Raw genomic sequence first — 20,767 nt, 5'->3', positions numbered from 1 at the left:
CCTCATTTGAGGGGCTTTTTATTTCACAGAAATTAGCAGCCTGTTAGTTTTTCAGTTTGTGGACGTTCGCCGGGGAAGAAGATTGGACGTAGTTTGACGCCAATACTGTTCCCAATGAAGGCAAATACTAACCATAACCAACCGTGTAAACTACCTGAAGCAATACCGCTGAAATACGCACCAATGTTACAGCCGTATGCTAAACGTGCGCCATAACCTAACATCAAACCACCGATAACAGCCGCTAGCAGTGAACGTTTTGGAATATTAAAGTTTAGTGCAAATTTACCAGCTAGGCTCGCTGCGAGTAAGGCACCGAGCATGATACCGAAATTCATCATCGACGTGATATCAAACCATAATGATTCGGTGAGTGCTTTGGCATTTGCAGGCTGCTGCCAATATGCCCAAGATGCAACATCGATGCCCATGACACTTGCTGATTTTGCGGCCCAAACGGCTAAGGCAGAGGTCACGCCCCAAGGACGGCCTGCAAGTGCGAGTGTGGCAAAGTTCAGTAAAGTCAGGATAATTCCGCCCCAAACCAATGGCCATGGTCCACGTAGAAAACGTTTCCAGCCGTGTTGCATTGCTTGCGGCTCAACCTCAAGCTGACCATGGCGTTTCTTTTCAAAGTAAACTGTTGCTGCGGCAATCAATATAAAGAGCACAAAGTTTAATGCCAGTGCAGGGACTACACCAAAGCTTTTGACTAAAGAAATCGGCTCAAAGTGGGGAAGGTCAAACCACCATTGAATATGTGAAGTTGCAATCAATGAACCTGTACAGAAGAAGATCAGCGTTACAATCATGCGTGCACTACCTGCGCCCACAGTGTACAGGGTACCCGATGCACAGCCGCCGCCAAGTTGCATACCAATACCAAAAATAAAGGCACCGATCATCACGGACATTGAAACAGGATTAACGTTACCTTTGACGGGGTTGCCAAATAATTCACCCGCACCTAAAGCAGGGAAGAAGAGCAGTACAGCCAATGCCAACATGATCATTTGTGCACGCAAGCCACGACCACGACGCTCTTTAATAAAGACACGCCAACTCGAGGTGAAACCAAAAGACGCATGATAAAGGGTCATACCCAAAGCACCACCAATTAAAAATAGTAATGCTTGGTTAACGCCTACAATCAGATAAGCACCAATGGTAACTAAAATTAATAAAACAAAAGCCACCCAAATCGATATATTGGATCGATTGGCTGGCGCAGCAATAAAAGACATGGAAAAAAAAGCTTAAAAAATGTATCTCTATTTTACGGTTTTTATATATTGTAAAAATGAATATTGTTGAAAAATCACACAATCATTACTGTGTATAATTGATTTTCAATATTTGTAAAACTGATAAAAGAAACATTAAACTGGATTTACATTAAATAAAGAACCAATCCAACTTGAAAATAGCATGGCTGCAATGCCCCAGAGTGCAACACGTAGACTGCCTTTCAACATAGAAGTACCTGCTGCATAACTGGCTAAGGCACCGAGTAGTGCTAGAGAAATCACGCCAACGGCCATAACGGTTTTTTCAATATGCATGTCAGCACTGATCAAGATCGCAACCATCGGAAATAGTGCACCAATTGAAAAGGCTAAAGCCGATGATAGCGCTGCTTGAACGGGTTTTGCTGCTGTATTGTCATGGATTCCAATTTCATCTCGGGCGTGGGCTTCAAGTGCATCATGTGCAGTTAATTGGACTGCGACTTCATGGGCCAGTGTAGGCTCTAAACCACGTTGAATATAAATTTGGGTAAGTTCTTTAAGTTCTAGCTCAGGGTTCTTTTGCAGTTCTTTATGCTCCATGTGAAGATCTGCTTTTTCGACGTCTTCTTGAGATTTCACAGAGATATATTCGCCCGCCGCCATAGAGGTTGCACCAGATATGAGTCCTGCAATGCATGTAATGAGTAAGGTATGGCTAGAAGCACCACTTGCAGCCATGCCCATAATTAAACTAGTGACGGAGATAATGCCATCATTTGCACCGAGTACAGATGCACGTAGCCAACCTGTACGTTCCATAAAATGTTTTTCGGCATGATGTGAGTAAGACATTATTTTCTCTAAGTTTGTTATTTATATGACCTCATAAGATTGACCTGACATCAGTTAAATTTCAAGTTAAAAATAGATTGAAACAGTAAGTTGAATAAAATACAGATGTAAAAAAAGCACCCGAAGGTGCTTTTTTATAAAATGCTTATTGCTGCGCTTTTTCTTTCACGTCAGCTGCACCTTGTTCAACAGCACCTGCTGTTGCAGCAGTTGCGTCTTTAGCTGCTTCTTTGGCATTGTGTGCAGCAGCTTCAGCATTTTCTGCAGCATTTTCGGCTGCTGTCGCAGTTGCAGTTGCAGCATTATCAACAGCAGTCGCTGTCGCAGTTGCCGCATCTGAAGTTGCATCAGCGATGTCATGGCCTGCTTGGTCAGCAGCGTTTTCTAAGTGTTCACCAGTTGTTGCACCTGTTTCTGGCGCTTTGTCTTTATTACAGCCAACAAGTGCAACAGTTGCAGCCAAACCTAAAGCAACAAGTAATTTATTCATTTTGATCTTTCCTTTTTTTGTTATGCCCGTAGCATGGGCTGAATTTATATTAGCTGAAAAAATATTCAAAAATCGATCAAAAATTGTTGATTTAGTGTAATTTTATCCAGCTTATTTTGTAGTTTGAAAGGCTTTATATCTGCTTATGGTGTTAAGGATTTTGAGTAAATAATTCTTCAATTGAAGTCACAAGTAGATAGAGAAATTCACTGTCTTCATGGCGCCATAAATATATTTCTTCCCCCAATTGTGTATCGTCTATCGTACGCATCAATAAATAATCGCCATCGCCGTTATGTGTAATAGCAATGCTGTTTTCAGGGAAGTCTTCTATTTCACTTATGGATTGATGTTCTACGGCTAGATGATTCATCGTACGTTTTATTCTTTTCACATCGCTGGTGTCTTGGAAGGGAAAAAGCCACCAAGCTTCGATGTCATCATCATCTTCAAATTCATCCGCATTAGAAAAGCTAATGCCGAATTCGCCACCATTTTCAATTTGCATTTTGGCTTTATATTTTTCTGGAAACTTAAATCCTAATTGTTCTTCAGTTGCAGTAATAAATTTTAAGTCTAATGGAAAGGGCATGATGTTGTTCTTAAATTATTTTGGTGTTTTATGAATAAGCTAGGCGTAAATTTTAGTCAATATTTTTTACACTCGTTATTTTTATCCTAGATGTTTTAGTTATGGACATATGGGCCATAAAAAAGCCTGCAATCAATGCAGGCTTTTTTGAGAAATTAATCTACTAAGATTAAAGACCAGCAGATGCTTTAAGCGCTTCCACTTTGTCAGTTTTTTCCCATGTAAATGCGGTATCAGAACCTTCACGACCAAAGTGACCATACGCAGCAGTTTGTTGGTACATCGGTTGGATCAAGTTCAACATACGAGTAATACCGTATGGACGTAAGTCAAAGTGTTCACGTACAAGTGCAATAATCAAATCTTCAGATACTTTTGCAGTATTGAATGTGTTGATCGAGATAGATGTTGGTTCTGCAACACCAATCGCATATGACACTTGAATTTCACATTTGTCAGCTAGACCAGCAGCCACAATGTTTTTAGCAACATAACGGCCTGCATAAGCAGCAGAACGGTCAACTTTTGATGGATCTTTACCAGAGAATGCACCACCACCGTGACGAGCCATACCACCATAAGTATCTACAATGATTTTACGGCCTGTTAAACCACAGTCACCTACAGGGCCGCCAATGACGAACATACCTGTTGGGTTGATGTGGAATTTAGTGTCTGCATGGAACATTTCAGCAGGAATCACTTTTTTCACGATTTCTTCAATTACCGCTTCTTTCAATTGAGCTTGGGTAATTTTTGGATCGTGCTGAGTTGAAAGTACAACTGCGTCTAAGCGAACTGGCATGCCATTTTCATAAGCAAATGTTACTTGGCTTTTTGCATCAGGACGTAACCAAGCAAGTTTGCCTTGTTTACGTAGTTCAGCTTGTTTTTCCATTAAGCGATGCGCATATGAAATAGGTGCTGGCATAAGCACATCGGTTTCACGGCTTGCATATCCAAACATTAAACCTTGGTCGCCTGCACCTTGATCTTCAGGTTTTTGACGGTCTACACCTTGAGCAATTTCAGGTGATTGTTTACCGATCATGTTGATCACGGCACAAGTTGAACCATCAAAGCCAAGATCTGAATGATGATATCCGATACCATTTACGGTATTACGAACAATCGCTTCAAAGTCAACATTTGCAGTTGTTGTGATTTCACCGGCAAGTACAACCGCACCCGTTTTTACAAGCGTTTCACAAGCAACCCGTGCATATGGGTCTTCTTTTAAGATTGCATCCAAAATAGCATCACTGATTTGGTCAGCCATTTTATCCGGATGGCCTTCGCTTACAGATTCCGAGGTAAATACAGCGTACTCGCGCATAAGTCCTATCACAGTTAAATTTAAAGACGCAATATGTTACATCGAGAAAGCGTTTAGGACTAGCTTAACATGACCAAATTGGATGAAATTAATTCATTTCAATGACTTTTTAATTGATATAGGCATCTAAAAAATTGATATGAGCTATGGATTTATCAATTTAATTTTTTATGATGAGAAAAATTGAGATATTTTGTTTTGGCACAAGCAACAATGTGATTAGGCGTTAAAATGCCTAAAGTGGCATTTCAAGTGAATCAATTATAAGAAAAAATCAAATCAATATCCTGAGATTTATCAATATGAATGTCATGAACTGACAGAATATGACTGTAAACGACAATTATTCGTTTAATTTGAAAAATAAAACACAATAAGTACGCGCTTTTGAGACTTGGTACGCAAATTGCCTATTTGTCATTACGTTGAATGGGGAAACGTAATGAAACAGTCTGGTTTTACACTCATTGAAATCATGATGGTAGTGGCAATTATCGGCATTTTGGCTGCAATTGCTACTGTATCTTACAATGGCTATGTCGCTCGGGCGCAAGTAGCTGAAGTATTAACAATGATTTCACCCTATAAATTGAAACTGATTGAAAATTATTCAGAGGAACAAAGCTGTGTAGATTTGAATACAGCGCTGAATGAAAGTATCAGTACCAAGTATATTGCAAGTAGTGAAATTACTGATGTGGCAGGAACGTGTTCAGTGGTTTTTACGTTTAAATCAACAGATGTCAATTTTGCTCTTCGCTCAAAGCAGATCTATTTTAGTATTCCAGATGGTTTAAACGGTGCTTGGAATTGTCAATCGGATGATATTTCGCAGCGAAACTTACCTGCTACATGTCGTGGTATATAAATATTGAATGTGAAACCGTGAGTATATTGGATAAGTGCTGATTTCAAAGGGATGAGTATGCTCTTAGAGTTTAATAAACATTCATAAGTTTCTTTATTGATTATATTTCATATTTCTAATGGTCATTTATTTGGATCGGCTTTGGCTGCTATTTATATTCACAATTTCCATTCGATGTATTGGACTTTTATCAATTACGAAGCGTTTGCTTTCGCCACTAAACTCTAAATATGCATTGCGCTGTCATTGATTCGCCATATAAAAGCGTAACTGTATACAAAATAAACGACATGCATAGGCTTGAAATTGAGCAATAAGCGCCCAAAATACAGGTGGTGCAGGAATAATTAGCGAAAATTTGCCCCTGAGGCTTTACCCATTCCGCTTTTTTTAAGACAATATGCGCATCTTTGAATTCTTATTCATCTTACTCTTTTAAACCATTTGTTTGGACTCTGACCTATGACAACCCCGCTTAACGAACGTCGTATTGCAAACGCAATTCGTGTATTGGCAATGGATGCTGTGCAAAAAGCAAATTCAGGACATCCAGGTGCTCCAATGGGGATGGCAGATATTGCTGATGTGGTATGGCGTGAATTCCTCAACCACAACCCTGCAAACCCACAATGGGCAAACCGTGACCGTTTCGTATTGTCAAACGGCCATGGCTCTATGTTGCAATATGCGCTATTGCACTTAACAGGTTATGACCTGTCTATTGAAGATTTGAAATCATTCCGTCAATTGCATTCTAAAACTCCAGGTCACCCAGAATTGGGCTATGCACCGGGTATCGAAACAACGACTGGTCCATTGGGTCAAGGTATTGCAAACGCTGTAGGTTTTGCACTTGCTGAAAAAACTTTAGCGGCTCAATTCAACAAAGAAGACATCACAGTTGTAGATCACAACACTTACTGTTTCTTAGGTGACGGCTGTTTAATGGAAGGTGTTTCTCACGAAGCATGTTCATTGGCTGGTACTTTGGGTCTAGGTAAATTAGTTGTTTACTACGATGACAACGGCATCTCGATTGACGGTGAAGTAGAAGGCTGGTTCTCTGATGATACAGAACAGCGTTTCCTTGCATACGGCTGGCAAGTACTTAAAGTTGACGGCCATGATGCAGACGCAATCCGTGCAGCAACTGTTGAAGCAAAAGCTGAAACTGCGAAACCAACCTTAATTATCTGTAAAACCATTATTGGTTTAGGTTCACCAAACAAACAAGGTAAAGAAGATTGCCACGGTGCGCCGCTTGGTAATGATGAAATCGCTTTAACTCGTGAAGCTTTGGGCTGGGCAGAAGGTCCATTTGAAATTCCTGCTGATGTTTATGCAGCTTGGGATGCAAAAGCCAAAGGTACTGCTTCTGAATCTGCTTGGAACGACACATTTGCTGCTTATGCTGCTAAATATCCAGTAGAAGCAGCTGAACTAAAACGTCGTCTTTCTGGTGATCTTCCTGCTGACTTCGCAGCAAAAGCGGATGCTTATATTGCTGAAGTAAATGCTAAAGCTGAAACAATCGCTACTCGTAAAGCTAGCCAAAATGCCATTCAAGCATTTGCGCCGCAGCTTCCAGAAATTCTAGGCGGTTCTGCTGACCTTGCAGGCTCTAACCTGACTTTATGGAAAGGCGCAGAAGGTGTTGAATCTAACCCAGCGGGTAACTACGTTCATTACGGCGTACGCGAATTCGGTATGACTGCGATTGCTAACGGTGTTGCACTTCATGGCGGTTTCGTTCCTTATGTAGCAACATTCCTGATGTTTATGGAATATGCGCGTAATGCAGTACGTATGTCTGCATTGATGAAACAGCGTGTGATTCATGTGTATACCCATGACTCAATTGGTCTAGGTGAAGATGGTCCTACACACCAACCTGTAGAGCAAATTGCATCTTTACGTGGTACACCAAATCTGCACACTTGGCGTCCATGTGACACTGTAGAAGCGTCTATTTCTTGGAAATCTGCGCTGCTTCGTTCAGAAGGCCCTACAGCGTTAATCTTCTCTCGTCAAAACTTGCCATTCCAAACTCGTACAGCAGATCAAATTGCTGACGTAGCGAAAGGCGGTTATGTTCTTGCAAAAGAAAAAGGCGAATTGAAAGCAATCATCATTGCGACTGGTTCAGAAGTTTCATTGGCAATGGATGCTTACGCACAGCTTGAAGGCGTACGTGTTGTTTCTATGCCATGTGCTGAAGAATTTGTAAAACAAGATGCTGCTTACCGTGAAGCGGTTCTTCCAGCTGCGATCCGTGCGCGTGTTGCTGTTGAAGCTGCGCATGTGGACTACTGGTGGAAATTTGTAGGTCTTGATGGTCGTGTAATCGGTATGACGACTTACGGTGAATCTGCTCCAGCAAAAGACTTGTACCAACACTTTGGTATTACTGCTGATGCTGTTGTTGCTGCTGTGAAAGAAATTACCGCTTAATCTGTAAAGACTAACCGTAATAAAGACGCCCCAGAGAAGGGGCGTTTTTTATTGCAGAGATTAAATTTATTTTTTAATTGTGAAATAACGATTTGTAACGAATGAATTAAAGCATTGGTTTAAAATTAATTCATTCATGCAGTATTCAGCCACGGGTGCAATGTTGCCCCAAGTGAGGAAACGATGAGCCTTTATGATCAGATAAATGATGAAATTGTACTGATGGATGCTGGTGAACAGAAATGGATTGGCACAGACTTAGAGCTTGAAGCCATGGTTGCAGTAGAATTGATGCTGCAAGATTTGCAAGAAGACAAAGTGATTAAGATTCGCCGTAAGAACCATGAAAAGCATACAGGTTTAAAGCAGGTAGATCGGATCTTGGTTGAAAAGCTATAAGCTGAATGGTTAAAAAGTCCGAATCTTCGGGCTTTTTATTTGTCTATTGTATTTATAAAACAGATAAGAAAACGTTCTTTCAAGACTCATCATGTTTAAAAAGAGCGCATAAAATACAGTGTTTTCAACACAAAAAGCTTTATTTCAGTTATAAAAATCCAGTGATCATTTAAAAAAGACATTGAACGTGCAAATACAAATTAAAAATTTAACTGAAATTTCAAAAAACCAATGGCAGCCGCTCTGGGAGCTGTATTTAGAATTTTATAAAAGTCAGGTGGCAGATGAGGTGACTGAGCGTACATGGCACAGGTTACATGCTGCTGACTGCGAACATATGTATGGCTTTGCAGCTGTGATTGATCATCAAGTGGTTGGGATCGTGCATGTCATTGAACATGAGAGCTGCTGGACATTGCAGCCTTATGCCTATTTGCAAGATTTATATACGCTTGAAGAATATCGCGGGCAGGGTATTGGCAAGGCGCTGATCGCGAAAGTGAAAGAATATTGTGATCAGCAGCAGTGTGACCGTGTGTATTGGCTTACGCATCAGGACAATGAAACTGCGCAAAAGCTGTATGATCAAATCGCGAGAAAAACCGGATTTATCCAATACCGCTGTCATTAACTCAATGTAAAAAGCTATTCTAAATGAACAGCAGCTCTTGCGTGAAGAGCTGTTGGATCTGAGCATTTAAGCTGAAACTTTAAAGTTTTTAGCTGAGTCAGCATCTTGCTGAATGATCCATTCTCCACCTACGCGGAATGATGATGCTGAGGCGTAGGTATCTTCCATAAATTGGAAAAAGCTGATTAAACCGTTTTGAACTTTGGCTTTAATTGAAAAAGGCGAGGTGAAAGTATTTTTTGCATAGACTGAGGTGTAGGTGAATTGACCAAATACAGCTACAGTTTCATCTTCAGCGATCATATCCGTGATTTGAAAGTCGTCGATATTCCAGTAGGTCCCAACGTTGGCAAAGGTATAAATATAAATGTCTCTGCCTGTGCCAGACCCAGCCCACGGCTCAATTTGTTTAAGTTCTGGGTTGCTGAAGTTTAAGGAAACATATGCCGCGTCTTCTGCAACCAGCAGCTGAGTTGCATTTTCGACGAGTTCTTTTGAAGTATTCATAAGAAATGCCAAAACGACATCTTTGGGCATTTTAGTATTTAAGGCTTTTTCAATAGCCAGCGATTGTTCTGTCATTTTTGGGTACTCAGATTTTTATGATGTCTAAAAATCTTAAGTGGATTTGTTTAGAAAGCCTACGACTCTGATAGGTTGATGTTTCCTAAATTTAGGATAAATAACTCATGGATCAATTAAATTATTAATTATTTGAAATATATGGGAAATTTAATAATTGAGAGTGGTTGTAGATGCTGCTACAGATTTTACAAAACTATCGTTCTAAACATGCAACAAAACGTTTTATCTTTAAAGCTGTAATACGGCTAAAAATCTATAGACTTAATGGTATTCGAAAGTGAGATAAAAACATGAACTTTAAAGCATTAACAATCGGTTTGGCGGTAGCATCAGTTACAACAATTTCTATGGCAAAACCTGTTGCCTATCAAATTGATCCTACTCATACAGCAACAGTATTTACTTGGAATCATTTTGGTTTCTCAACGCCTTCTGCAAATTTTAGTGACATTCAAGGGACAATCAATGTCGATAATGCAAAACCTGCAAATTCCTCTGTGAATGTGACGATTCCATTATCAAGCTTAAATACCAATGTCAAAGCATTAGATGATCATTTAAAAACAGCAGATTTCTTTGATGCTGAAAAATATCCAAATATCACGTTTAAAAGCACAAAAGTTCAAGCCATCAGCAAAACTAAATACAAAATCACGGGTGATTTAACAGTTAAAAATGTGACTAAACCAGTGGTATTGGATGCTGTATTGAACAAGCAAGCCGTTCACCCAATGACTAAGGCGGAAACGATTGGTTTCAATGCAACGACTTCTTTTGATCGTTCAGCATTTGGTGTTGGTGCATATGTACCGAATGTAGGCGACAAAATTACGGTAAATATTACGACTGAAGCCGCTGTATCTACAGCAAAGGCAGCAGCGAAATAAGATTTAGCTCCCTCAGCTAAGTTAGGAAAGCACCCATTTGGGTGCTTTTTTATGTCTTATTTAACTGGTGTGTGATCAATCGCGATTGAGCAGCAATAGGTAGCCAAAACTGATGAAGATTCCACCGGTAATGGCGTCAATTTTTTTACTAAATTTTTGATAGTAATGGGTCATTTTAGGTGCTGAGAATAAGACCGCAACCAATGCAAACCAAATCAAACTTTCAATAAAGACTAAAGCCAGTAAAGAGCTTTGATCAAAAATACTGACCTTTGCACTGATTCCAATAGAAAATACACTACTGAAATAAACCAATGCTTTTGGATTGGCCATATTGGTCAAGAAACCTTGGAATAATAGCGCCAAAGGCGTTTTTTTCTGTACGGCTTGCTCGGTTGGTCTTGTTATTGTGCCGAGGTCTTTACTCCATGCAGATTTTAATAACTGAGAGCCTAAATATAAAAGATATAAGCCACCCAAAATCATGAGGCTTTGTTGTAACCAAGCCATTTTTTGAAATAGAAAATGTAAGCCACTTATTGCACAAATTGACCAAACTAAAATACTAAGTGATATACCTAATGCGGCAAATAATGCATGTGATCTGGATTGTCGAATAGCACTTTGGGTGACAAAAAAGAAGTCAGGGCCTGGGCTGATGAGAGCAAAAAAGTGGATGAGCGCAATGCTGAGTAAGGGAGTCATTATAATGGCTTATACGTTTTGAAGTGCAACCGTTATAAGCCATTTAGCATTAAATTAATAGCTGTTTTAAAGCTCAAGCTGTTGTAAAAATTGTTGCAAAATAAGGGGAGCAACACGTTCTAAATGAGGTGCTTGTTGTTGGCTTTGCATGCGCAAATTTGGGATGTTAATTTGTGCTTTATGCAGTTCACATGTATGCCCAATTAGCCATTTTTCCATGGCCTGTGTTTCTGCTTCAATATGAAACTGTAGAGCTAGAATATTGGGCCCATAGCTAAACGCTTGATTTGGATAAATTGCTGAGCTGGCGAGTAACTGTGCATTTACAGGTAAATCAAAGGTATCACCATGCCAATGCAGTACAGGCACTTGATCTAATGGCGCTAAAATATTGTGAGTAATGGCATCAAGCTCTAAGGCACTCCAACCGATTTCTTTGCTATGACCTGCATAAACTTTCGCTCCCAATGCATGCGCAATTAGCTGAGCACCTAAGCAAATGCCTAAAGTCGGTAAATTACTCTCTAAACGTACTTTAAGTAAGTCTAGTTCTTTTTGTAGGAAAGGGTAGTCATTAGTTTCATAAACTCCGATCGGGCCGCCCAAAATGATGGTAAGCCCTGTATGTTGCATAGCTTTACTGAGGTCATCGACACCAGCTTCGAAGTATCTCACCCGATAACCCAGTTGATAAAATACATCTTCCAATGAACCCAAATCTTCAAATGCAAGGTGTTGAATGACGTAAATGGTTTCGTTTAATGCAGTACTCATAGGGATTTTTCAGGATTAAAATTTCAAAATAGAATGTAGCTTGAATTGTCGGAGATTAAAAAGGAAAACTGTAAATTTTTCACAATTACGAAAAGAGATAAATATAGAAGTTGGCTTGAAGCTTATTTTTTTCTTTGAGTGATTAGGTTCGATGATTGAACTTAGTATTTAAAACCTTGGTGCTGTGAAGTAAAGGATTTCCGAAAGGCTTTATTGGCAAAATTTATGAGAAAAAGTGCATGATATTTTGATAAAGCTTTGGTTTAGTATAAAAAAAAGATGAAAAACCAATGGAAAAGCGTTTAGAGATGCGTATGATGAAATCTTCGACAAACAACAGTTCATTTTTCTTTTAATATCATCACATAGTTAGATAACTGATTTTAAAAGTAAAAAAATATAAGCCAGGGAACTTGTATGCAGTCAAAACATAATCGAGATGCCAGTCTCTTGCATGCGATACATAAAATTTTATTGAAGGAATGGGACCCGTTAGGGATTCGCCGTATTCCTGCTTTACGTGATGAATATGATGATTATTTGCCCAATATTTTTAAATTAATTCAAGAGGATTCAAGTGAATCAGAAATTTTTGAATATTTATGGTGGGTTGAGCAAAAGGTCTTAGAGAAAAAAGGGCAGAAGGAACATACCCTAAAAATTGCGAAAATGTTGAAGGCAATTGAGCGCTAGTTTGCGGTCGTGTACGCATAAAAAACCGATTCGTTGTCTGTATCGGTTTTTTATTTTAAATCTCTTAGAAGTCTCTTAGAAACGGTTTAGAATTTCTTTTCTAAGGTAAACATAAAGCTTGGAATTGCTTCATTGATACGAGATTGGTATAGCGCGCCAGAACTTTGTTCTTTTAACACTTCTTTATAATCTGAGCTGAGAATATTACGTGCATTCACCGATGCAGACCAATTTTGATCAAAGCGTTTAGTAAAACTCACATCCATATTGACGCGTTCATTGCTGGTGCGATTGTACGGTTCGTTACTCAGCGCACGTGTATATTCAGGGGTATAATTGAGGTTCACACTTGTTGCAATACGCCACGGTTGATAGTTATAAGATAAACCAGCACTTGCGGTATAAGGTGCAACATCGCTTGCCAAACGGTCAGAGCCGTCAGCTTCTTCAATTTTTGCACGTACAGTTGATAGCTGAGCATTCAACATAAATGAATGACCATTCTCCGTTTGCTTCAGTGCATAACGTCCAGCAATTTCCACACCATAAGTAGTTGCACTGTCTTGGTTATATGGGCGTTCGACAAAACGGCAATCGGTATTTCCTGTTTCGCAACGACCGCCTGTAGCATTTTCTAACAGGATCGATTTTTCGATATAGTCATTAATTTCTCGATAATAAGCAGTGATATTTACGCCGCCAGCAGGGGTGTTATAACCTAGGGTTGTTTCGTAAGCATTGATGGTTTCAGGCCGTAAGTCAGGATTACCACCACGATCAGGGTTGTTTAGTGTCCCTGCATCGCTATCTGTAGAAACTGAAACAGTCGGCATCAATTGATTGCTACGTGGATTTTTAAAAGCCTGACTCAAGTTGGTTTGGAGTGACCATTGGTCATTAAAGTCAAAACGGTGTGCTAATACAGGACTCAAATGCTGATCTTGATAATCCACTAAACCTGAACGATCAATCCACTCTTGGCGTACACCTAGAGTTAAGGTTTGGCGCGGCATATATTTCCAACTTCCTTCAACATAAGCAGCATACAATTGTTCATCTAAGGTGTCTGCAATATTGCTTTTAAGTTCATTACTACGTAGATCGGTACCAAATTTTATTTGGCGTTTTGAGTCGAACTTTCGGACACCGTCGTAGCCCAAGCCATATTCATTAATTTGTTCATCAATATACGATTGAGAATCTCTATACTCTGTTAATTCGGTTTCATTTTGCTGCTCGATTGATAAGCGAATTTTGTCTGAATTTCCTTGGTCTTTACGCTCATATCGCGTGTTGAGTCGAATGCTGTCATTTTTATCTTTTTGGACTTGGGAGCCACTTGTGCCTTCGCTTTCATTGTTGCGATAAAACATTTCAGCGACCAATTTTTGTTGATCATCAAGTTGATATTCAACACGTGGGGTGAGCATTTGCGACGTACGATTGGTGATGCGTTTTTGAGTTTTCGTTCCTGTTGCATCTTGTGTACGGGTGAGTGTATCTGAATCATTCCACATTTGGCTCCCAGATAAACTATAGATCCAAGGGTCTGATCGACCATCCATTTGAAAGTTTAAATTGGTGCGTTCTTCTTCACGTGTATTTGACTTTGTTAGACCATAACCAGCACGTACAGATCCACTCAAACGCGTGCCATTCAATGGTTCTTTTAAAATAATATTAATGATAGCAGATGAAGCAACCGAGCCTTGAGCTACACTTGGTTGTTTGGTGATTTCAAGGCGTTCGATCATTTCGGGTGTAATGCTATCAACAACTGACATGCCACCACGAGGACCACCTTGTACAGGTTCACCATTGATTAAGAACACGGGTGCGCCACCACCACGAAAACGCATACCGCCAGCACCTGCACCACCACGTGGACCACCGCCAGCACCGGGGAGTTGAAACCCTGCAGCACGACGCAGTGCATCATTGATGGACTGATCGCCAAATTTCAACATTTCATCACGGCTTATGATGGTTTTTGCGACAGCACTGATATCTGGGTCTTTGGGCTTAGTGATTGCTGTTGGAACTTCAAATGTTAAAGCTTCCATTTGCTGAACTGCTGCAGATTCTTGGGGATTTTGAACAGTATCTGCGGCCCAAATTGATGTTGAGATCGTAAGTAATGCGTAACTTAAGCTGCTCAGTTTGAGTGTGGTGTGCGCGCCGTGCATTATTTGGTTGTCCAAATGTAATTTTGGCAAAGAATAACGGAAAATTATGGAGAAAAATTGAGGAAAATAACCAAGATGAGCATTTCATCAGATTATTTTTTAACAGGTAGGCGAAAGGTCATATTGCAATAAGGAAAGCCTTAATCTTTGAGAGGAAATTAAGGCTTATTAACGTCGCTACAATATAATAAATCACTGATGTTACACAGTAACATCAGAAGCGTACTTTGCTTCAAATAATAAAGATACGCGGTAATGTCATGCGCAATTGTTTGAGACAGGACGACTTCTAATCAAAAATGTTTTTGCGATACGTTGAATAATTTGACGGTAGTGAACGAGTTTTGTTGGTGAGGTGCATTGCACCGCAAGATGGTTTCCTTGCGAAGCTTCGCATCTCATTTTGCCGAATGAAAAACAACGTTTCGTAAGAGTACCTCCAGCCGAAGGCTAATCTCTTTATTCAATCCCTAAATGTAAGACTTCGTCGAATAGATTTTAATTTATTTTAAAAATGCGAAATGACTTTCATGTGCATAACATGAGTAAATAAATCTAAAAATAAGCCGTTGAAGAAAAATTTAGACATAAAAAAACCCTCATCTTTCGATGAGGGTTTTTCGTATTCTGGAGCGGGAAAGGAGACTCGAACTCCCGACCCCAACCTTGGCAAGGTTATGCTCTACCAACTGAGCTATTCCCGCAATGAGGTGAATTATAGAGAATTTCACACAACTGTCAACTCTCTATGCTTCTGTTTGCTTAATTAATCAGCACGGCGCCAAATAGTGCCTTGACGAGTATCTTCAAGAACAATCCCTTGATCTAACAAAGATTGACGAATGTCATCTGCTTTGGCAAATTCTTTGGCTTTTTTCGCATCTTTACGTTGTTGAATTAAATTTTCAATCTGTTCTTCTGATAAGCCTAATGCTTCCTGACCGATATCAGATTTCAGGAAATCATCCACATTGTGTTGCACCAAACCTAAAATATTGGTCAAGTGACGCAATGTCGAATAATACACAGCCGCTTGTTCAGCATTTTCATCTTTTACGGCACGGTTCAATTCTTTGTTGACTTCAAACAATACCGCAATTGCTTCTGCGGTGTTGAAATCATCACGCATAGCGGCATTAAAGCGCTCAACTAAAGCATCATCCAAAGTTTCTACGGTTTTTTCACCATAGACTTGCTGATAAGCTTTAAATGAATGATAGAAACGGGAAAGGGTATTTTTCGCTTCTTTTAAAGCAGTGTCAGAGAAGTTTACTGGGCTACGGTAATGTGATGACGCAATAAAGAAGCGAATCACTTCAGGGTGGAATTTATCCATCACATCACGAATAGTGAAGAAGTTACCTAAAGACTTCGACATTTTTTCGCCATCGACATTAATAAAGCCGACATGCATCCAGTAATTAACATACTGTTCGCCAGTAGATGCCTCAGATTGCGCAATTTCATTTTCATGATGCGGGAAAGTTAAGTCTGAACCGCCACCATGAATATCAAAATGGTTACCTAAGCAGCAGGTCGACATCGCTGAACATTCAATATGCCAGCCCGGACGGCCATTGCCCCAAGGCGAAGCCCAAGAAGGTTCATTTTCTTTGGCATGTTTCCAAAGCACGAAGTCAAAAGGATGTTTCTTTTCTACTTCTACATCAACGCGTTCAGAAGCACCAGCCTGCATATCGTCAAGTTTACGACCCGAAAGACGACCATATTTGGCAAACTTTTCAACTTCAAAATAAACATCGCCATTTGCAGAGGGGTAGGCTGTACCTTTGTTAACCAAGCTACCAATCATATTCTGCATTTGATCGATATAGTCTGTTGCACGTGGTGCTTCATCAGGTGCTGCACAACCTAAATTGGCAGCATCTTCGTTCATGGCCTTAATAAAACGGTCGGTTAAAGCAGTAATGCTTTCGCCATTTTCATTGGCACGGGCAATGATCTTATCGTCAATATCGGTAATGTTTCGAACGTATTTAACGCTCCAGCCCTGACTGCGCAGGAAACGGATAATATAGTCAAATGCAACCATAACTCGAGCATGACCAATATGACAGTAGTCATACACAGTCATTCCACAGACATACATGTCGATATGTCCTTCTTTGCGAGGTACGAATTCTACTTTTTTACGTTGCTCTGAGTTATATAGAACAAAAGGTTGCATAGGTCTTCAAATTGTTTCTACCAAAAGATGGCTCATCTTAACCTAAGCATTTTTTTTCATAAAGTTAAAACCCAAAAAAGCAGATATTTTTTAATGCGTGATGTCTTTGCTCTGTTAAAAATATAGAGTTGAAGGATCATTTGATTCGGGCTGAATCTCATGCGAGTGCTGAATTCAATTTATTTGTCCATAAGATAAAAATGAAGAAATGCATCTTTTCTGCATAATTCATGAAATCTTATACATTTGGAAACGTGCTATTTGCATAGATATGATAAAATTGTGAAAATTTTTTATTTTGAAAGTGAGAGCGCACCTCTCACGGCTTAAGGTATAACAACTTTGAATCCACCAAATATGCCGAATCAAGTCGATTTTCAGAAAGTCGCATTAGAAACTTTGCGTATTGAAGAGCATGCTTTACAAGTATTAGCGACGCAAATAGATGATCGTTTTAGCCAAGCCTGCGAAATCATTTTACAGTGCAAAGGGCGTTTAGTGATTACTGGTATGGGCAAATCGGGGCATATCGGTCGTAAAATGGCCGCTACGTTTGCCTCGACAGGTACGCCATCTTTCTTCATGCATCCAGGTGAAGCTGGACATGGTGATTTGGGCATGTTAGTTAAAGGTGATGTGCTCATTGCAATTTCAAACTCAGGTAAGAGTGATGAAATTATGATGCTGATGCCATTGATCAAACATTTGGGCATTCCTCTTATTACCATGAGTGGCGACAATAAAGGCCCAATGCCACAAAATGCCGATGTCGCATTGACCTTGGGTAATATTCAAGAAGCATGTCCTTTGGGTTTAGCGCCGACCTCCAGTACCACTGCAACATTAGCCTTAGGTGATGCCCTTGCAGTTGCATTATTGGATGCACGTGGTTTTACATCAGATGACTTTGCACGTTCTCATCCTGCAGGAGCGTTGGGTAAGCGTTTGTTATTGCATGTAAAACATCTCATGCATACAGGTGAAGACTTACCCAAAGTGTCGCCAGAGACACCTATGAATAAAGTCTTGTACGAAATTTCAAATAAGCGTTTGGGTCTCACCACAATTGTCGATGAAAACGATATCTTATTGGGTATCTTTACCGATGGTGACTTACGTCGTTTGATTGATAAACAGCAAGGCTTTGATGTGAATATGAAAGTCTCAGAAGTGATGATTAAAAATCCGTTGACCATTTCACAAGAAGAACGCGCGGTACATGCTTTAGAACGTATGAATGAAAAGAAAATTACACAATTTGTAGTTGTTGATGATGCCAATAAAGTGATTGGGATTATCAGCATGCATGATCTGATTCAGGCTGGGGTAAATTAAGAAAATGGCATCGTATGTATTGCTAGAACAAGCGCGTCACATAGAAGCACTAGTACTGGATGTAGATGGAATTTTAACTGATGGATTTGTAACGTTGACCAATAGCGGCGATGAAATAAAATCCTTTGATATTCGAGATGGCTTAGGCATGAAGTTGGTGCAAAAAGCGGGTATCAAAGTCATCATTATTACCGGCCGTAAAAGTAATATTGTTGAAAAACGCATGTCTGACTTAGGTGTCGATTTGGTCTTTCAAGGTCGTGAAGACAAAGGTGTTGCACTGACTGAAGCCTGCGCACAGTTTGGTATTGATCCTTCAGATTGCCTATACATGGGTGATGACTGGCCGGATCTTTCAGCCTTTGCTATTGCAGGGATGAAAGTGACCGTACCGAATGGACATTTAGAAGTACGTCGCCGTGCAGATCTTGTCACTCAGGCGATGGGTGGACGTGGTGCTGTTCGTGAAATTTGCGATATGCTTTTAGTGTCTAAAGGTGTATACCAGGAACTACTTGAAAAATATGCAAGTGCACCTTATTAATAAATTGATGCAGTCATTGGATTGAATCTCCGCTTATGGATACTAAAGTTTTATACGTGACAGCTGTGGTCATTGCTGCTGTAAGCGGTGGTTTTTACTATTTCGGTGGAAAGGGTAATAAGCTTCAGGCGGACTCTTCGAAAAGTATGACTTACTCAGCTGAAAACATTAACCTGACGCAGACTGATGAGCAGGGAAAATTGTATATTCGTGCGCAAGTCGATCGACTTGAGCAGGATTTGCAAAAGCAAACGTCTCATTTGGTCAATCTGAAAGCATCAACCTATCAAGATGGTACTGTCGATGCCACATTCTTTGCCAAACAAGCCAATGGTATGGACGATAACCAAAAAGTCGTTCTGAGTGACAATGTGGTTGCAACGAGATTGATGCGTGAAGGGAAAATGGAGTTTCGTACAGAGGAACTAACTGCTTTTCCAAAACAGCGTGTAATAGAAACGGACAAAACTGTAACGGTGATTTCACCACAAGCCGAATTTGTCAGCCAAGGTTTAAAAGCAAATTTAAACGACGGTCAATACGAATTTTTTAATATTCGAGGAAAGTATGAACCATAATTTTAATCGAAAAACTGCAAAAACTTTCCTAAAACGTACAGCGCTACTCGGTTCACTGGCGTTATGTTCAGTTGCAGCTTTTGCTTTGCCTTCAGATCGTAATCAACCGATTTCATTGGTTGCCGATCGTGCAACGTTTAATGAAAAAACCGGGATTACGACGTATACCGGTAATGTCATCATTGAACAGGGTTCGATGAAGCTTCAGGCAAACTCAATCGTTGCGAACTTAAACAGCAAAAAAGAGATCAGTACGATTACAGCAACGGGTGGGCCAGCACATTTCCAACAAAAAACTGACCCTGCCAAAGGCTATGCAAAAGGCCAAGCACAGAAAATCGTCTACAATGCTGAAACAGGTATTATCACCATGACGGGTGGGGCTTTGTTGCAACAAGATGGTGCCAGTATTCGTGGTAATAGCTTGAAATACAGTATGAATAAAGGCGATATCGTAGCTGAAGGTACGCCAAATAAATCTGGATCTTCTTCGGGGCGTGTTCAAATCGTGATTCCACCGTCAAGCACTAAGTCCTTCCCAGGAGCACGTGATTAATGGAGCAAACTTCGCAAGTTCAAACTTTATGTATTAAACATTTAGCCAAAAACTACAGTAAGCGTTGGGTGGTAAAGGATGTGTCCTTTAGCATGCAAAGTGGTCAAATTGTGGGTTTACTTGGTCCAAATGGTGCAGGTAAAACCACAAGTTTCTATATGGTTGTTGGTCTAGTGCGTATGGATAAAGGTGAGATTCATTTAGATGATCTTGATTTGTCTGACTTGGCAATGCATGAGCGCGCACGTAAAGGTATTGGTTATCTACCTCAAGAAGCATCTATTTTTAGAAAATTAACCATTTCTGAAAATATCATGTCGATTTTAGAAACCCGTAAAGATCTAAATAAGCAACAACGTCAGCAACGTTTAACGGAATTGCTTGCTGACTTTAAAATCACACACATCAAAGATTCTCTTGGTATGAGTGTGTCGGGTGGTGAGCGTCGTCGTGCGGAAATCGCGCGTGCGTTAGCGGCAGACCCTAAATTTATGTTGCTCGATGAACCTTTTGCAGGGGTCGATCCAATTTCAGTGGGTGATATCAAAGACATTATCCGAACATTGAAAGATCGTGGTATTGGTGTATTAATTACCGACCATAATGTGCGTGAAACCCTTGCGATTTGTGAGCATGCCTATATCGTGAGCGAAGGTTCAGTGATTGCAGAAGGTACTCCAGAAGAAGTCCTTGCAGATGAAACGGTACGTAAAGTTTATCTTGGTGATGATTTTACCGTTTAATTGAATAAAATAAGAAATTTCCTGTTGAATGGCGCTAGTTTCATTCAGCGGGTTTATGTTATTGTCTGAAATGACAAAAACTGAGCGATTAATCTAAAAAATTAACAAGAATTCAGTATACTTTAAACTAAAAATACGACCTGCA

The 20,767-nt window shown here is 40.0% G+C and carries 21 protein-coding genes and 1 tRNA gene; 11 read left to right on the top strand and 11 right to left on the bottom strand.

Annotation, left to right across the window (positions count from 1 at the left end):
• Positions 1–32: 32 nt before the first annotated feature.
• The 5 genes from AC4CU0_RS08880 to metK all read right to left on the bottom strand — a co-directional run bounded on the left by AC4CU0_RS08880 (position 33) and on the right by metK (position 4,499).
• Positions 33–1,244, bottom strand: coding sequence for a YeeE/YedE family protein (locus AC4CU0_RS08880; protein ID WP_490742966.1), 1,212 nt, complete (start codon positions 1,242–1,244; stop codon positions 33–35).
• Between the two features lie 135 nt (positions 1,245–1,379).
• Complete coding sequence (locus tag AC4CU0_RS08875; RefSeq protein WP_180034757.1) at positions 1,380–2,081, bottom strand: VIT1/CCC1 transporter family protein; 702 nt, start codon at positions 2,079–2,081, stop codon at positions 1,380–1,382.
• Between the two features lie 145 nt (positions 2,082–2,226).
• Positions 2,227–2,571: a hypothetical protein gene (locus tag AC4CU0_RS08870; RefSeq protein WP_078193577.1), complete on the bottom strand. Its 345-nt coding sequence runs from the start codon at positions 2,569–2,571 to the stop codon at positions 2,227–2,229.
• Positions 2,572–2,722: 151 nt separating this feature from the next.
• On the bottom strand, positions 2,723–3,163 hold the full coding sequence (locus AC4CU0_RS08865) for an SMI1/KNR4 family protein (RefSeq protein ID WP_490742965.1): 441 nt from the start codon (positions 3,161–3,163) through the stop codon (positions 2,723–2,725).
• 169 nt (positions 3,164–3,332) lie between these two features.
• Positions 3,333–4,499, bottom strand: a complete 1,167-nt coding sequence (gene metK / locus AC4CU0_RS08860; protein WP_078188779.1) for a methionine adenosyltransferase — start codon at positions 4,497–4,499, stop codon at positions 3,333–3,335.
• A gap of 442 nt (positions 4,500–4,941) precedes the next feature.
• Here metK and AC4CU0_RS08855 point away from each other — a divergent pair, with 442 nt between their 5' ends.
• From AC4CU0_RS08855 to AC4CU0_RS08840, 4 genes are all read left to right on the top strand, one after another.
• The gene (locus AC4CU0_RS08855) at positions 4,942–5,367 is read left to right on the top strand and encodes a pilin (RefSeq protein ID WP_490742964.1); all 426 of its coding nucleotides are present in this window, start codon (positions 4,942–4,944) and stop codon (positions 5,365–5,367) included.
• A 462-nt stretch (positions 5,368–5,829) separates the two neighbouring features.
• Positions 5,830–7,818 (top strand): transketolase, encoded by a 1,989-nt coding sequence (gene tkt, locus AC4CU0_RS08850; protein ID WP_490742963.1) that lies wholly within the window; start codon positions 5,830–5,832, stop codon positions 7,816–7,818.
• A 183-nt stretch (positions 7,819–8,001) separates the two neighbouring features.
• Positions 8,002–8,217, top strand: a complete 216-nt coding sequence (locus tag AC4CU0_RS08845) for a hypothetical protein (RefSeq protein ID WP_078188774.1) — start codon at positions 8,002–8,004, stop codon at positions 8,215–8,217.
• Between the two features lie 187 nt (positions 8,218–8,404).
• On the top strand, positions 8,405–8,848 hold the full coding sequence (locus AC4CU0_RS08840; protein WP_490742962.1) for a GNAT family N-acetyltransferase: 444 nt from the start codon (positions 8,405–8,407) through the stop codon (positions 8,846–8,848).
• A 66-nt stretch (positions 8,849–8,914) separates the two neighbouring features.
• Here the strand turns inward: AC4CU0_RS08840 and AC4CU0_RS08835 are convergent, their stop codons facing one another.
• Complete coding sequence (locus AC4CU0_RS08835) at positions 8,915–9,430, bottom strand: nuclear transport factor 2 family protein (RefSeq protein ID WP_490742961.1); 516 nt, start codon at positions 9,428–9,430, stop codon at positions 8,915–8,917.
• 293 nt (positions 9,431–9,723) lie between these two features.
• Between AC4CU0_RS08835 and AC4CU0_RS08830 the strand changes: the two genes are divergently transcribed.
• Positions 9,724–10,320: a YceI family protein gene (locus AC4CU0_RS08830; RefSeq protein WP_078188771.1), complete on the top strand. Its 597-nt coding sequence runs from the start codon at positions 9,724–9,726 to the stop codon at positions 10,318–10,320.
• 75 nt (positions 10,321–10,395) lie between these two features.
• Here the strand turns inward: AC4CU0_RS08830 and AC4CU0_RS08825 are convergent, their stop codons facing one another.
• Both AC4CU0_RS08825 and AC4CU0_RS08820 read right to left on the bottom strand, forming a co-directional pair.
• On the bottom strand, positions 10,396–11,025 hold the full coding sequence (locus AC4CU0_RS08825) for a LysE family transporter (RefSeq protein ID WP_490742960.1): 630 nt from the start codon (positions 11,023–11,025) through the stop codon (positions 10,396–10,398).
• A gap of 66 nt (positions 11,026–11,091) precedes the next feature.
• Positions 11,092–11,799 (bottom strand): glutamine amidotransferase, encoded by a 708-nt coding sequence (locus AC4CU0_RS08820; RefSeq protein ID WP_490742959.1) that lies wholly within the window; start codon positions 11,797–11,799, stop codon positions 11,092–11,094.
• A gap of 417 nt (positions 11,800–12,216) precedes the next feature.
• Here AC4CU0_RS08820 and AC4CU0_RS08815 point away from each other — a divergent pair, with 417 nt between their 5' ends.
• Positions 12,217–12,492: a hypothetical protein gene (locus AC4CU0_RS08815; RefSeq protein WP_078193570.1), complete on the top strand. Its 276-nt coding sequence runs from the start codon at positions 12,217–12,219 to the stop codon at positions 12,490–12,492.
• Between the two features lie 86 nt (positions 12,493–12,578).
• On the opposite strand, the gene AC4CU0_RS08810 is transcribed toward AC4CU0_RS08815, so the two are convergent.
• The 3 genes from AC4CU0_RS08810 to cysS all read right to left on the bottom strand — a co-directional run bounded on the left by AC4CU0_RS08810 (position 12,579) and on the right by cysS (position 16,866).
• The gene (locus tag AC4CU0_RS08810; RefSeq protein ID WP_490742958.1) at positions 12,579–14,678 is read right to left on the bottom strand and encodes a TonB-dependent receptor plug domain-containing protein; all 2,100 of its coding nucleotides are present in this window, start codon (positions 14,676–14,678) and stop codon (positions 12,579–12,581) included.
• A gap of 628 nt (positions 14,679–15,306) precedes the next feature.
• A tRNA-Gly gene (locus AC4CU0_RS08805) sits at positions 15,307–15,382 on the bottom strand.
• 62 nt (positions 15,383–15,444) lie between these two features.
• The gene (gene cysS / locus AC4CU0_RS08800; RefSeq protein ID WP_490742957.1) at positions 15,445–16,866 is read right to left on the bottom strand and encodes a cysteine--tRNA ligase; all 1,422 of its coding nucleotides are present in this window, start codon (positions 16,864–16,866) and stop codon (positions 15,445–15,447) included.
• A gap of 357 nt (positions 16,867–17,223) precedes the next feature.
• On the opposite strand from cysS, the gene AC4CU0_RS08795 reads away from it, so the two are divergent.
• The 5 genes from AC4CU0_RS08795 to lptB are packed head-to-tail and all read left to right on the top strand — an operon-like array spanning position 17,224 to position 20,622.
• Positions 17,224–18,201 (top strand): KpsF/GutQ family sugar-phosphate isomerase, encoded by a 978-nt coding sequence (locus tag AC4CU0_RS08795; protein WP_490743487.1) that lies wholly within the window; start codon positions 17,224–17,226, stop codon positions 18,199–18,201.
• 4 nt (positions 18,202–18,205) lie between these two features.
• Positions 18,206–18,745, top strand: coding sequence for a KdsC family phosphatase (locus AC4CU0_RS08790; RefSeq protein ID WP_490742956.1), 540 nt, complete (start codon positions 18,206–18,208; stop codon positions 18,743–18,745).
• Positions 18,746–18,780: 35 nt separating this feature from the next.
• Complete coding sequence (gene lptC / locus AC4CU0_RS08785; protein ID WP_490742955.1) at positions 18,781–19,323, top strand: LPS export ABC transporter periplasmic protein LptC; 543 nt, start codon at positions 18,781–18,783, stop codon at positions 19,321–19,323.
• Positions 19,313–19,879, top strand: a complete 567-nt coding sequence (gene lptA, locus AC4CU0_RS08780; protein WP_111883783.1) for a lipopolysaccharide transport periplasmic protein LptA — start codon at positions 19,313–19,315, stop codon at positions 19,877–19,879. The genes lptC and lptA overlap by 11 nt, the downstream gene beginning before the upstream one ends.
• The gene (gene lptB / locus AC4CU0_RS08775) at positions 19,879–20,622 is read left to right on the top strand and encodes an LPS export ABC transporter ATP-binding protein (RefSeq protein WP_078188759.1); all 744 of its coding nucleotides are present in this window, start codon (positions 19,879–19,881) and stop codon (positions 20,620–20,622) included. Before lptA ends, lptB begins: the two co-directional genes overlap by 1 nt.
• Positions 20,623–20,767: the final 145 nt, after the last annotated feature.

This window comes from Acinetobacter sp. LipI_15 (assembly GCF_058242865.1).
Note: the sequence above shows the minus strand (reverse complement) of the source record. Positions and strands in the feature narration are given on the sequence as shown.

Bases quoted from the DNA above. Each gene is read 5' to 3' on its own strand.
- AC4CU0_RS08880 (WP_490742966.1), bottom strand. From the start codon at position 1,244: ATGTCTTTTATTGCTGCGCCAGCCAATCGATCCAATATATCGATTTGG.
- AC4CU0_RS08875 (WP_180034757.1), bottom strand. From the start codon at position 2,081: ATGTCTTACTCACATCATGCCGAAAAACATTTTATGGAACGTACAGGT.
- AC4CU0_RS08870 (WP_078193577.1), bottom strand. From the start codon at position 2,571: ATGAATAAATTACTTGTTGCTTTAGGTTTGGCTGCAACTGTTGCACTT.
- AC4CU0_RS08865 (WP_490742965.1), bottom strand. From the start codon at position 3,163: ATGCCCTTTCCATTAGACTTAAAATTTATTACTGCAACTGAAGAACAA.
- metK (WP_078188779.1), bottom strand. From the start codon at position 4,499: ATGCGCGAGTACGCTGTATTTACCTCGGAATCTGTAAGCGAAGGCCAT.
- AC4CU0_RS08855 (WP_490742964.1), top strand. From the start codon at position 4,942: ATGAAACAGTCTGGTTTTACACTCATTGAAATCATGATGGTAGTGGCA.
- tkt (WP_490742963.1), top strand. From the start codon at position 5,830: ATGACAACCCCGCTTAACGAACGTCGTATTGCAAACGCAATTCGTGTA.
- AC4CU0_RS08845 (WP_078188774.1), top strand. From the start codon at position 8,002: ATGAGCCTTTATGATCAGATAAATGATGAAATTGTACTGATGGATGCT.
- AC4CU0_RS08835 (WP_490742961.1), bottom strand. From the start codon at position 9,430: ATGACAGAACAATCGCTGGCTATTGAAAAAGCCTTAAATACTAAAATG.
- AC4CU0_RS08830 (WP_078188771.1), top strand. From the start codon at position 9,724: ATGAACTTTAAAGCATTAACAATCGGTTTGGCGGTAGCATCAGTTACA.
- AC4CU0_RS08825 (WP_490742960.1), bottom strand. From the start codon at position 11,025: ATGACTCCCTTACTCAGCATTGCGCTCATCCACTTTTTTGCTCTCATC.
- AC4CU0_RS08820 (WP_490742959.1), bottom strand. From the start codon at position 11,799: ATGAGTACTGCATTAAACGAAACCATTTACGTCATTCAACACCTTGCA.
- AC4CU0_RS08815 (WP_078193570.1), top strand. From the start codon at position 12,217: ATGCAGTCAAAACATAATCGAGATGCCAGTCTCTTGCATGCGATACAT.
- AC4CU0_RS08810 (WP_490742958.1), bottom strand. From the start codon at position 14,678: ATGCACGGCGCGCACACCACACTCAAACTGAGCAGCTTAAGTTACGCA.
- cysS (WP_490742957.1), bottom strand. From the start codon at position 16,866: ATGCAACCTTTTGTTCTATATAACTCAGAGCAACGTAAAAAAGTAGAA.
- AC4CU0_RS08795 (WP_490743487.1), top strand. From the start codon at position 17,224: ATGCCGAATCAAGTCGATTTTCAGAAAGTCGCATTAGAAACTTTGCGT.
- AC4CU0_RS08790 (WP_490742956.1), top strand. From the start codon at position 18,206: ATGGCATCGTATGTATTGCTAGAACAAGCGCGTCACATAGAAGCACTA.
- lptC (WP_490742955.1), top strand. From the start codon at position 18,781: ATGGATACTAAAGTTTTATACGTGACAGCTGTGGTCATTGCTGCTGTA.
- lptA (WP_111883783.1), top strand. From the start codon at position 19,313: ATGAACCATAATTTTAATCGAAAAACTGCAAAAACTTTCCTAAAACGT.
- lptB (WP_078188759.1), top strand. From the start codon at position 19,879: ATGGAGCAAACTTCGCAAGTTCAAACTTTATGTATTAAACATTTAGCC.